Genomic DNA, 13,269 nt, shown 5'->3' with positions numbered 1-13,269 from the left:
AGGTGTTGGCGACGTTACGGTGCTACTTCGTGACCGATGATGGCTCGCTTCCGGAAGTGGAGCTCGCGTACCGTGAGGCCGCCGGAACGGCCGATGCGTTCGCCTATCTGTTTGCCTGCGGTGCCCGCGTCGCGGGTTCTCGAAGCGTGCAGCTCTGGCACCGTGCGGAAGATCTTGGTCAGCCGTTCATGGGACCGGGCGACGCGCGACGCGTTCTCCAGGACGAAGTGGAACCCTTCCATGTCGGCCTTGCAGACATTGCCTGCGGCGGCGTTCTTCTGCCAGAACTGGGCGTGCTCGTCATGCGCCATGGGTTGACGCTCGATTACCGCATGGGAGCGTCATGGGGCCAGCGGGAGGTCCAGGCCTTCCTGCTCCTTCTGCACCAGTTGCAGCGGCGGGGTGGCGTGATGACTGTTCCCTGGTGGGGTGAAGAGGGCCAGCACAGGTTCGAAACCGCGTTGGCAGCCGTTGAGATTTCTTGAGCGGGTTTTGTCGCAAGGCAGGCACGCAACGGATAGACAACGATCATTGCTTCAATCAATGCGATCAATCAGCCCTCCATCTTCACTCCAGCAGTGAAGCTGATTCCGCGTTGCACCGTCTACCCGATGCCACGCGCGACGCAGAAGATGCGTCGACGCCGGGGCTGCACCCGGACCTGCATCGAGAGCGCGACCATGATCAACTGCCGTATCCGCAGCCTGGCGGCTGCCGTCCTGGCCCTGGCCAGTTCCCCCGCGCTGGCGATGTCCGGCGCGCCCCTGCTGCCCAGCGAGCGCAGCATCGGCACTCTCGAACCGGTGGCGCGTTTCGAAGGTGCCATGCCCACCAGCGTGGCGGTATCTGAAACCGGGCGGATCTTCGTCAACTTCCCGCGCTGGGGCGATGAGGTGGTCTACAGCGTGGCCGAATGGCGCGACGGCCGCGCCGTGCCCTATCCGGATGCGCGCATCAACCGCAAGGACGGTCCCGATCCGGCGGCCCATTTCATCAGCGTGCAGAGCGTGGTGGCCGATGGTCAGGGCCGGTTGTGGGTGCTGGATACCGCCGCGCCCGGGTTCTCTGCGCCACAGGCCGGCGGTGCCAAACTGGTGGCGATCGACCTTGCCACCAACACCGTGGCCAAGACGCTGGTGTTCCCGGCCAACGTCATCGACGCGCGCACCTATGTCAACGATGTGCGCTTCGATTTCCGTGTTGGCCGCGAGGGCGTGGCCTACGTGACCGACTCGTCGCTGAGCGGTATCGGCGGCATCATCGTGATCGACCTCGCCACTGGCGTCGCGTCCAAGCGACTGGTCGGTCATGTGTCCACCTCGGCCGATGCCGCCTTCGTGCCGATCGTGGAAGGGCGGCAGATGCGACTGCGTAACGCCGATGGTTCGTCGGCGCCGTTCACCGTGGCCGCCGATGGCATCGCCCTGTCGCCCGATGGTGGCACCCTGTTCTACACGCCCTTGTCCAGCCGTCATCTGTACAGCGTGCCGACCGCGCTGCTGCGCGACCCGAAGCTGAGTGAAGCGGAACTGGCGACAGCGGTGGTCGACCTGGGCGACAAGGGCGCCTCCGATGGCATGGAGATGGACGCCAACGGGCGGCTGTATGCCAGCGACTACGAGCACAACGCCATCCATGCCCGCGACGCGCAGGGGCGATGGACGACGGTGGTGCACGACCCGCGCATCCTGTGGCCGGATACGCTGTCGATGGGGCCGGACGGCTATCTGTATTTCACCGCCAACCAGCTGCATCGACAGGCCGGCTTCAATGGTGGCGTGGATCGCCGGCAGACGCCGTACATGGTGTATCGCACGCGTGTGGATGCGAAGCCTGCGCCAACGCGGTGAAGTGCTCCATAAACGGGTAAAGATGCCTACAGGTCAAGGAGCGTGCGTCTGATGGCCTCGGGGCACCGGCGCGTTCACGCTGTAGCGCATGCCGGCCCTGTTCAAGTCCACTCGCCTCCTGCAGGCGGCACTTCGCGTGGTGCTACCGCTGCGCTGCCTGGTCTGTGGCGAGCCGGGCCACGATGAACTTGACCTGTGCCGCGCCTGCTTTGCCGAACTGCCCTGGGCCGGTCGTGCCTGCCTGCGCTGTGCACTCCCGCTACCCGAGAACGCCCTGATCGTCTGCGGTATATGCCGCGACGAGGTACCGCCGCAGGCCGCCACACATGCCAGCCTGCTGTACCTTCCACCCGTGGATCAGCTGCTGGTGCGCTACAAGTTCCATCAGGATCTGGCGGCAGGTCGCCTGCTTGCGCAGCTGATGCAGCGCGCACCACCCCCCTGGTCGTGCGCGCCGCTGGTGCCGGTGCCGCTGCATGGGCGGCGCCTGCGCCAGCGCGGCTACAACCAGGCCGCCGAACTGTGCCGGTTGCTGCCGATGCCGGTCTGGCAGGGCCTCTACCGGCGCCGCCACACCGCGCCGCAGTCCGAGCGCAGCGCAGAACAGCGCAGGGACAACCTCTTTGACGCATTCGGCACGCGCTTGTCGCCGCCGACACGGCTGACCGTGGTGGACGATGTGATGACCACCGGCAGCACAGTGATGGAAATCGCCGAGACGTTGCGGCTGGCCGGTGCCAGGGACGTGCGGGTATGGGTGTGCGCACGTGTGCCGTAACGGCCGCAGCGATTGACGACGTATGACGGCTGCTGAAGGATGCCCATCCTTCAGCGTGTGGTGCTCGACTGCGTCGCCGCAATGGGTACACGGATGCAAAGACCCTAAAGTTCCGCGCACTCCCGCCGATAGCGGTTGGCGGTCGAGTCGGTGCTGGCCGCATGTTCTCTCTGCACGATGTCTGCTCACAGCCTCAGGTCTGTACCAATGCTGGACAAGGAAGTCGTTGATGGGTAACAGAAAAGCAGGATGCAGCGTGCGTGCCGTTCTGGGCACTGCGGGACTGTTGTGGGTCGGCGTCGTGCATGCACAGTCGGCCAGTCCCTCGTTCGCCGAGCAGCAGGAACTGCGCGAACGCGCCGAGCGCGAGGCGCGCGAGCGTGAGCAGCGGCAGGCATTGCCGGATGTATCACGCGAACAGCCGGCCGCCGCCACCGATCTGCATTCGCTGGAACTGCCGGACGAAGAACCGTGCTTCACGCTGCAGCAGCTGCAGCTTGACGGCGCGCATCTGGGGCAGTTCGCGTTCCTGCAGCGCTATCTCGACCGCTACCGTGGCCGCTGCGTGGGCCAGCAGGGCATCGCGCTGATCGTGCGGCGTGCTTCGGATCTGGCGCTGGCCAAGGGCTACGTGACCACCCGCATCGGCCTGCCCGAGCAGAGCCTGGGCAGCGGAACCCTGCGCCTGCAGCTGGTGCCGGGCGTGATCCGGCAGATCCGCTTCAACGCGGAAGAGATACCCGATTCGATGTGGAAGAGTGCGTTTCCCGCGCGGCCGGGGGACGTACTCAATCTGCGCGCGTTGGAACAGGGCCTGGAGCAGCTCAAGCGCGTTCCGTCGCAGGACGTGAACATGGAACTGGTGCCGGGCGAGGTGCCCGGCGAGTCGGACGTGGTCATCAGCATCCGCCACGGCAAGCGATGGCGTGCCTCGGTGTCGCTGGATGATGCCGGCAGCCGTGCGACCGGAAAGCAGCAGGTCGGCGCGACCGCGTGGGTAGACAACCTGGCTCGCGTCAACGACCTGCTCAGCATTGGCGTCAGCAGCGACGGCAGTGCCGACAAGGGCCGGGGTACCCACGGCTTCAATGCATCGTGGTCGGTGCCGCTGGGCAACTGGCGTTTCAGCACCGGCACCTACAGCTCGCGCTACAAGCAGACCATCGCCAGCAACGCCGACACGTTCGCCAGCACCGGCACCTCCAGCAACGTCGACCTGGCCGTGGAACGGCTGCTGGTGCGTGGCCAGAGCTATCGCAGCGGCATCGAGCTGCGCGTGGCGCAACGGTCGTCGCACAGCTACGTGGAAGGCGTGGAGATCGAAGGCCAGCGCCGGCGTACCACCTCGGTCGAGCTGGCGCTGCTGCACCGCCAGTACCTGGGGCGGGTCCAGGCCGATATACGCCTGGCGCACCGCCGCGGCGTGCCGTGGCTGGGAGGCGATGATGACGCCGTGGGCCGTGATGACCTGGCGCCGACGTTCCGCTATGGGCTGACCACGCTGGATATCGGCGCCGGTGGCGCCCTGACATCCGGGCCGCGTCCGCTGGCATGGAACACCGCGCTCCGCTACCAGTGGAGCAAGGACACGCTGTACGGCTCGGAGTTCATCAGCGTCGGTGGCCGCTATACCGTCAACGGCTTCGACGGCGAGGTGCCACTCGGCGGCAGCCGTGGCGGCTACTGGCGCAACAGCATCAGCTGGATGGCACATCGCGCCATCGCACCCTATGCGGGCATCGATATCGGCCACATCGAGCGCGACGACCGCCAGGGTATCGGCGGCGGAACCCTCAGCGGCGCCCACCTGGGTGCACGTGGCGAGCTGGGCGGACTGGCGTGGGATGGCTTCGTCGGCGTACCGATGAGCCGCCCGGCGTGGCTCAAGCGTGAGGCACGCGGTCACGTGATCGGATTCCGCGCGTCCTGGCAGTTCTGATTCGACTGGAAGCACCGTCGCCACGTGGCGACGTGATCGGGTTGTTGTGTGTGCAGTTCCCCCTGGGTTGATGGAAGCACCTGGCATGAAGAACGTATTCCGCAGTCTGTCCCTGTCCGCTTCGGGCGCCGGTTGGGCCACGCGCCTGCGCACCGCGATGGCGAGCGCCACCCTGGCATTGGCGTTCCTGGCCCCGGGCAGCTCGTTTGCCCAGGTGCAGGTACAGGCCGGCGAGCAGGCGCGGGCCGACCAGGCGGCGAACGGCGTGCCGGTCATCCAGATCAACCGGCCCAACGCGGGCGGCGTATCGCACAACCGCTTCCAGGACTACAACGTCGGGCGTGAGGGGCAGATCCTCAACAACAGCGCGAGCACCGTGCAGACCCAACTGGGTGGCTACATCCAGGGCAACGGCAACCTGCAGCCGGGCCAGTCGGCACGATTGATCCTCAATGAGGTGACATCCACCAACGCGTCGCGCCTGCAGGGCCACATCGAGGTGGCGGGGCGCTCGGCGGCGGTGATCGTCGCCAACCCCAATGGCATCACCTGCGATGGCTGCGGCTTCATCAATACCACCCGTGGCACGCTGACCACCGGCACCCCGGTGTTCGGCAACGATGGCAGCCTGTCTGCGTTCCGGGTGTCGCGCGGAACGATCCGCCTGGAAGGCAACGGCCTGGATGCCGGCAACCTGGAAGGCGTCGACCTGCTGGCCCGCGCGGTGCAGCTCAACGCGGGCCTTTGGGCGCGCCAGGTGAACGTGGTCACCGGCGCCAACCAGATCGATGCCCAGACCCTGGCGACGCAGGCGATCACCGGAGAAGGCGAACGCCCGCAGTTCGGCCTGGATGTTGCCGCCCTCGGGGGCATGTATGCAGGCAAGATCCGGTTGGTCGGTACCGAGGCCGGCGTGGGCGTGCGCAGCACGGGCCAGATGGTGGCCGACGCAGGCGACTTCATCCTGACCCAGGCCGGCGATGTCCGCCTGAGCGGACGCACGGCGGCCGCAGGCCGCCTGCAGATCGAAACCGACGGTGACCTGAAGGCCGACGGCACCCAGTACGCGCAGGGAGATCTTCAGATCCGTGCCCGGCAGGCGTCGCTTGCCGGTTCGACGTCGGCGGGCGCTGCGTTGGCCGTACGCGCCAACCAGAATCTGGACCTGGCCGGCAGCGCGCAGGCCGCACAGATGCAGCTGGACGCCGGTGGCACGCTGACCCTGGCTGACACGGTGAAGAGCGCGGGCAGCATCGCGCTGGCTGCCGCGCAGGTGCAGAACCGTGCACAGGTGACCGCAGGTGCCGGGCTTGCCGTGCGCGCCGACACGCTGGCGCAGGACAAGGGCGCGCGCCTGGGCGCACAGGTGCTGGACGTGCAGGCCCGCCAGGTGGACAACGCCGGCCTGCTGCTGGGCAACCAGGGCGTACGGATGCAGGCCGCGCAGCTGCACAACGCCGGCCAGCTGTACAGCGACGCCGACGTCGAACTCGATGCGGCCAGCATCGACAACGAGGGCATCATCGGTGCCGGTGCCAACCTGCGTGCAGCGGCCGACCGCATCACCCAGCTGAAGGGTGCCGAGCTGTCTGCGGGCGGGCTGCTGAAGGTCCAGGCGCGCCAGCAGCTGGACAACGCCGGACGCATCCTCTCCGAGCAGGCGCTGGAACTGTCTGCCGGCGGCGTGGACAACCAAGGCACCCTTGAGGCCCGCCAGGCCACGCTGACGGTCGATCGTCTGCGCAACAGCGGCACGCTGCAGGCGGTGGACCTGCTGGCATTGAAGTCCAACGCACGCATCGACAATGACACCACCGGCAGCATCCAGGGGGGCAAGGGCCTGCAGGTCGACGCCGATGTGCTGGACAACGCCGGCATCATCGGCAGCGCAGCCGATGCCCGCCTGTCCGTTGCCACGCTCGACAACCGCAACCGGCTTGAAGCCGGCGGCACCCTGACCCTGCAGGGCGGCGTTCTGCGGCAGCAGGCGGCCGCCACGGCGCTGGCACGCGTGGTGGCCGTGGACGTGCAGAAGGTCATCAACGACGGTCGCCTGCATGGCCAGCAGGCAATGGATCTGCGCGCCACTGAGCTGAGCAACAGTGGTGTGATCTACGGTCGCGACCGCTCACAGCTGCGCACCACCACATTGGACAATGCCGGCGTGATCGCCAGCGATGGCGCGCTTGACGCGCGTACCGACGCGCTGCACAACCGCGCCGGCGGCAACCTGTCCAGTGCGCAGTCGCTGCAGCTGGATGCGGTGACGCTGGACAACGCCGGCAACGTGTTCGCCAAGGGAGCACTGACGGCCAAGGCCGATGTGATCGACAACCGTGGCGACCTCTATGGCGCCGGCGATGTCGATGTCACCGTGCGCGATTCGCTGGACAACCAGGGCAGCCTGGTGGCCGGCCAGACGTTGCAGGTGCGGGGCCGGACCCTGCGCAGCGAGGGTGAACTGGGCAGCGAGCGCGGCAACGTGCAGCTCAGCAGTGACCAGGCCCTGGTGCTGGGCGGGCGCACGTTGGCTGCCGGCACACTGACCGCGCACGCGGGCGGCAGCCTGGAGCAGTCGGGCAAGGTCTTTGCGCAGCAGGGCGTCGTGCTGTCCGCCGATGCCGGCGTGACGCTGAAGGGAACGATCGACAGCGCCGCTGATCTGCAGGTGCGCAGCGATGGCGACCTGGACAACCAGGCGGCGTTGTTCGCCAGCGGCGCGCTGTCGCTGCAGGCTGCGCAGGCACTGCGCACTGCGGCCGACGTTCAGGCGCGCACGGTCACGCTGCAGGCCGCCCAGGCCAGCAATCGCGGGCGCGTGCTGGCCTCGGGTGACATCGAATTGCGGGCGGGGCAGATCGACAACAGCGGCGTGATCGTGGCGGGCCTGCTGGCCGACGGCAAGGTCGGCAGCACCGGCAGCGTCACCCTTGATGCGCGTCAGCAGCTGCGCAACGCCGGCCAGATCAACGCCGGCCAGCAGGTTCACCTGCTGGGCGACAGCCTGCTGCTGGAGGGTGGCCAGGTCTGGTCCGGTGGCACCCTGCTGGCGCAGGCGCGCAGCGGTGAGTGGCGCAATATCGGCGGCAGCCTGACCGCCATCGGTCTGCTCGACCTGCGTGCCACCGACCTGCTGCGCAATGCGGGCAGCCTGCAGGGTACGCGCATCGGCCTGTTGGCGGCCGCGCTGGACAACAGCGCCGGCGAACTGCTGCAGACCGGCACCGATCCCTTTGAACTTGGCCTGACAGGTGCCCTGCGCAACACCGGCGGGCGCATCGCCGCCAATGCTGGCAGTGTCCACCTGAAGGCTGCGCAGCTGCTGAACCAGGGTGGCCGCATCGAGCATGCGGGCACGGGTGTGCTGAAGATCGAGACCGGCACACTGGACAACAGCAATGCCGGCCTGATCGTCGGCAACGGCGAGGCGGACGTGGCCGTTGCCGGGCGCCTCGACAACAGCGGCGGTACGCTCACCGCAGGCAGCGGGGCACGCGTAACCGGCACGGAGATCGTCAACACCGGTGGCAGGCTCGATGCTGGCGGCAACCTTACCGTGGACGCTGCCGGGGCGTTGGACAACCGCACTGGCACCATCGTGCAGCGCGGCTCCGGCCAGCTGCAGGTGCTGGCCTCCCAGCTGGACAACAGCAATGGCCTGCTGGGGGCCGAGGGCAATGCGCGCGTGACCAGCCGCACGGGCGACCTGCGCAACGTGGATGGCAACCTGTACGCCCGCCAGCAACTCGCGCTCGACGTGGCCGGTGCGCTGGCCAACCAGCGTGGCCTGGTCCACGGCGGCACCTCGCTGGATCTGCAGATCCGCCAGGCACTGGACAACAGCCAGGGCAACATCGAAGCACAGGGCGCTGCGAACATCCGCGCTGCCTCAGTGGGCAATCGTGGCGGCCGCATCGTGGCCAACGGCACCGGGCAGCTGTCGCTGGAATCGGCCGCTGCGCTGGACAACCGTGGCGGCACCCTGGGCAGCACCGGTGGTGCGCTGACGCTGACCGCAGGCAGCGTGGACAACCGCGCCGAAGGCGGCCAGGCCAAGCTGGTGGCCGGAACCGACCTGCGCCTGCAGACCGCATCGCTGGACAACGCAGGCAGCATGGTCCACGCCGCCAATACCCTGTACCTGGAGCGCGCCGGCGCACAGGTATTCAACGTTGGTGGCCAGCTCAGCGCAGGCAACCTGCTGCGCCTGGATCTTGCCGCGCTGGACAATAGCAACGGCCGGCTGCTCAGTCGCCAGAGCCAGCTGACGCTGGGCAGCCTGGCCAATGGTGGCGGCGAAATCAGCGCCTATGAAGCACTCGGCGCACGCCTGCAGGCCTTCAGCGGCATCGGCCGCCTGTTCGGCGGCAGCGAGCTGCGCCTGACGCTGGCGGGCGATTACGTGCATGGCAATGGCCAGCGCCTGGAGAGCAACGGGCTGCTGAAGCTGGACGTGGCCGGCGCACTGGTCAACCAGGGGCGCCTGGAGAGCAAGGGCACGCTTGAAGTCTCGGCGGCGCGGATCGAGAACACCGCTGGCGGGCAGTTCAACGCCACGGCAGGCAATGGCAGTGGTCGCGTCGCGCTGAGTACGGCCGGCGATTTCAGCAATGCCGGTCGCGTGGACGGCGATACGGTGGAGGTGTCGGCTGCCAACATCACCAACACCGGCACCGTGATGGGCAACGCGCTGGAACTGCGCGCCTCGCGCATCACCAACGGCCGCGACCTGGGCAACACGCTGGTCGCACGCGATTACAACGAAGGGCTGATGGCGGCCACCGGCCGCATCAACCTGTATGCCAACTACATCGACAACCTCGACGGCGAGCTCTTCAGCCTGGGCGACATCCGCCTGCAGGGCTGGAACGGCGGCAACGCCCAGCAGATCCGCAACCGTTCCGGGCGCATCCAGGCCGAGAACGATCTGATCCTGGCTGCACTGGGCGTGGCCAACGAGCGTCGTGTGCTGGTCACCCAGCACAAGGTCTACAGCGGCAACGAAGGCGCTGCCGACCCGGACAGCGGGACGTTCAGGGTCGACGGCATCGACGGCCCGGTGCCGCCGGGCAAGCTGTGCCCGGGCGACTGTGCCGTGCTGGAAGTCTGGACCGAGCACAAGGACCTGGTGCTGGAAGGCACCACCGTCATCGCCGCCAGCGCGGCATCGCAGCTGATTTCCGGTCGCGACATGCAGATGTCCGGCGGCTCGGTCGACAACCGGAACTCGGCCATCGCCGCCGGTCGCAACCTCTCGATCAACGGCCGCGGCTCATCCAACAGCGAAGACCCCAACGACTGGGCCGGCGTGGTCAACAACGAGGCGCTGGCCGGCTACAAGGTGGTCCAGCGCACGTCGACGATCGACTACACCTACCGCCCTTGCCCCAGCCGCTGCGACTTCGAGATCTATGGCGGCAGCCGCGCGCTGGGCACCAGCACGGTCACCAAGCAGGTCACGCTGGCCGGCGGCAATGCCAGCATCACCGCCGGCCGCAAGGTGCAGATCGAAGCGCGCGAGGTCAACAACGCCGTGGTCACCGCGCACAGCGGTGGCACACCGTTGGACGTTGCCGGTTGGCAGGGCAACAACGCCTACGCACCCGAACTGGGCCAGCAGCAGGGCGCCGGCGCGGTCGGCGGCAATGCTGGCGCACCGGGTGCACAGCAGGGCGTGGCCACCGGGCCTGCCAGCGCGCAGGCGCAGGGTGCGGGCACGGCCGGTGATACCGGCTCCCCGGGCCCTGGCCGTGTCACCACGGTGCCGCCGCCGCAGGTGGTGGGCAGCCCGCAGAATCCGCTGCCGGGCCTGTCGCTGCCCAGTGGTGGCCTGTACACGGTCAATCCGGGCAACCAGCGCTGGCTGGTGGAAACCGATCCGCGCTTCGCCAACTTCGGGCAGTGGATCGGCTCGGACTACATGTTCCAGCGCCTGAACCTGGACCCCGACAAGCAGCTGCGTCGGATGGGTGACGACTTCTACGAGCAGCGCCTGGTGATGGAACAGATCACCGGCCTGACCGGGCGTCGCTACCTGGATGCCGACCAGGGCGATGGCATGGGCCAGTACCGCGCCATGATGGATGCCGGCGTGACCGAAGCCGCGCGCCAGCAGCTGAGCGTGGGCGTGGCGCTGTCGGCCGAACAGGTGGCCGCGCTCAACGAAGACATCGTGTGGATGGTCGCCCAGGAAGTGGACGGCCAGAAGGTGCTGGTGCCGGTGGTGTACCTGTCCCAGGCCACCGCCAACCGCCTGCAGCTGGGGGGCGCCGCCATCGCTGGCGAGTCGGTGGAGATCCGCGCCGGCAATGTGTCCAACCAGGGCATGATCCGCGCCGATGATCGATTGACCATCGATACCGGCAGCCTGCTCAACGATCGCGGTGGCATTTCCGCGGGCGGCAATGCCCGCATCACCGCCGTGGAGGACATCCTCAACAACAGCGGCCTGATCCAGGGTGGCAACGTGGCCCTGGTGGCCGGCCGTGACCTGAAGAGTGTCAGCGGCATCGACGTGGCCAGCATCCGCAGCGGCGGCAGCCTGGCGCTGGAAGCCGGACGTGACCTGGCACTGGTCGGTTCGCAGACCCGTGCCCGCGGCAACGCGGCGCTGGAGGCCGGCCGCGACCTCAATCTCACCACGCAGATGCAGGGTGATGGAAGCCTGCGTCGCACCACGCTGGACGTGGGCGGCGGCCTGTCGCTGGACGCCGGCCACGATCTGAACCTGACGGCAGTGACCGCCAAGGCCGGCGGCAGCGTCCATGCCACGGCCGGCAACGACATCAACCTCAACGCACTGACCACCACCGAACAGGGCGGCTGGGGCAGCAACCGCTACACGCGCGAAACCCTCAACGCCAGCGGCATCGAGGCTGGTGGCTCGCTGGGCATGCAGGCCGGGCAGGACGTGAACCTGCAGGCCGCGCAGCTGAAGGCCGGCGACGGCCTGGCCGTGGTGGCCGGGCGCGACCTCAACCTGCAGGCCGAAACCACCACCAACACCAGCCAGCAGCAGAGCCGTGGCAAGCGTTTCTCGCAGACCACGCAGAGCATGGACGAGACCGTGCACGGCACTTCGCTGCAGGCCGGCGGTGACATCGCGCTGGTGGCCGGGCGCGATGCCAACCTCACTGCCACGCAGGTCGGCAGCACCGACGGCGGCATCAGCATTGCCGCTACGCGCGACGTGAACCTGCTGGCGGCGCAGGAGGACCACAGCTGGGAGCAGGAAACCACGCGCAGGAAGAAGGGCCTGCTGTCGAGCAAGACCACCACCACTTACGACGCGACCCGGGACAGCCTGGTGGTGGGCACCACGCTCAGCGGCGAGACGGTGACCATCGGCGCCGGACGTGACGTCGTCGCGCAGGCGGCGCAGGTGGCTGCCACCGGTGATGTGGTGGTGGCCGCCACCCGCGACCTCACCATCGGCACGGCCACCTCCACGCACAGCGAAGAGCATGACAAGACCGTCAAGCGCTCGGGCGTGTTCGGCGGTGGTGGCTTCAACCTGACCATCGGCCAGAGCAAGCTGGAAAAGGGCCTGGAGATCGAGCAGAGCGCGCCACAGGGCAGCCTGATCGGCTCAACCGATGGCCGGGTCAACCTGAGCGCCGGCAACACGCTGCACATCACCGGTTCGGACGTGCTGTCGAAGACCGGTACGCAGCTGGTGGGCGGGCAGGTGGTGATCGACGCGGCACAGGGCACCACTGACGTACACCAGAGCACCAAGCAGAAGAGTGCCGGTATCAACGTCGGCCTGACCGGCGGTGTGGTGGATGCCGCCCTGGCCGCCTACGGTGCGGCCAAGGCGGCCGGCAATGCGCAGGATGACCGCCTGAAGGCGCTGTACGCGGTGCAGGCGGCCAATGCCGCCGCTGGCGTGGGCGGCGCCATGCAGCAAGGTGCTTCCGGCGCCACCGACGGCGTGAGCCTGCGCATCGGCATCGGCGCCTCCAGTTCCAGTGCCAGCCAGACCAGCCACGACCAGTCGGCGGTGGGCAGCACCATCCGTAGCCAGGGCGACGTCAGCATCGTGGCCACCGCCGGTGACCTGAGCATCATCGGCAGCCAAGTGAAGGGTGACAACGTGGCGCTGGCCGCGCGGGACAACATCACCCTGCGCAGCGAAGCGGAAGACCACACGCAGTCGTCGAAGAACAAGAGCGGCAGCGGTGAGATCGGTTTCAGCATCGGCGCGCAGACCGGTTGGTACGTGTCGGCCAGCACCGCCAAGGGCAAGGGCAGCGGCAACGGCACCACGCACGTCGAAACCGTGGTGGACGCCGACCGCAACCTGACCGTCATCAGCGGCAAGGACACCACGCTGCAGGGTGCCCAGCTGAGTGGCGACAAGGTGGTGGCCAGCATCGGCGGCAACCTGTCCATCATCAGCGAGCAGGACACCGACGACTACGCCAGCAAGCAGACCCAGGCTGGCGGCACCTTCGTGTATGGCAGCGGCGGCAGCGTCAACATCGGCCAGCAGAAGGTCGAGAGCCACCTGCGCAGCGTGCAGGAACAGAGTGGCATCGTTGCCGGCAACGGTGGCTTCGACATCACCGTGGGTGGCAACACGCACCTGGAAGGCGGCGTGATCGGCAGTACTGCCGATGCGTCGAAGAACCGCCTGGATACCGGCAGCCTGACCGTTGTCGACATCGAGAACGAATCCCGCGCCAAGACCAGTGGCGGTG

5 protein-coding genes are annotated in these 13,269 nt (G+C 67.9%); all 5 read left to right on the top strand.

All coding sequences use genetic code 11. The annotated features are described in order from the left end of the window. Window positions 1-29: 29 nt before the first annotated feature. On the top strand, window positions 30-485 hold the full coding sequence (locus AC5P78_RS18445; RefSeq protein WP_157804459.1) for a hypothetical protein: 456 nt from the start codon (window positions 30-32) through the stop codon (window positions 483-485). 195 nt (window positions 486-680) lie between these two features. After that, a complete protein-coding gene (locus AC5P78_RS18440) occupies window positions 681-1,850 on the top strand; it encodes a major royal jelly family protein (protein WP_235643400.1) in 1,170 nt (389 codons plus the stop codon). Window positions 1,851-1,938: 88 nt separating this feature from the next. Then, on the top strand, window positions 1,939-2,628 hold the full coding sequence (locus AC5P78_RS18435; RefSeq protein ID WP_012481533.1) for a ComF family protein: 690 nt from the start codon (window positions 1,939-1,941) through the stop codon (window positions 2,626-2,628). A gap of 256 nt (window positions 2,629-2,884) precedes the next feature. Beyond that, on the top strand, window positions 2,885-4,567 hold the full coding sequence (locus AC5P78_RS18430; RefSeq protein ID WP_235643399.1) for a ShlB/FhaC/HecB family hemolysin secretion/activation protein: 1,683 nt from the start codon (window positions 2,885-2,887) through the stop codon (window positions 4,565-4,567). A gap of 85 nt (window positions 4,568-4,652) precedes the next feature. After that, on the top strand, window positions 4,653-13,269 hold an 8,617-nt coding region (locus tag AC5P78_RS18425), incomplete at its 3' end, for a hemagglutinin repeat-containing protein (RefSeq protein WP_495217319.1).

The sequence above is a fragment of the Stenotrophomonas sp. YJH_SMC_133 genome, from assembly GCF_059370655.1.
Note: the sequence above shows the minus strand (reverse complement) of the source record. Positions and strands in the feature narration are given on the sequence as shown.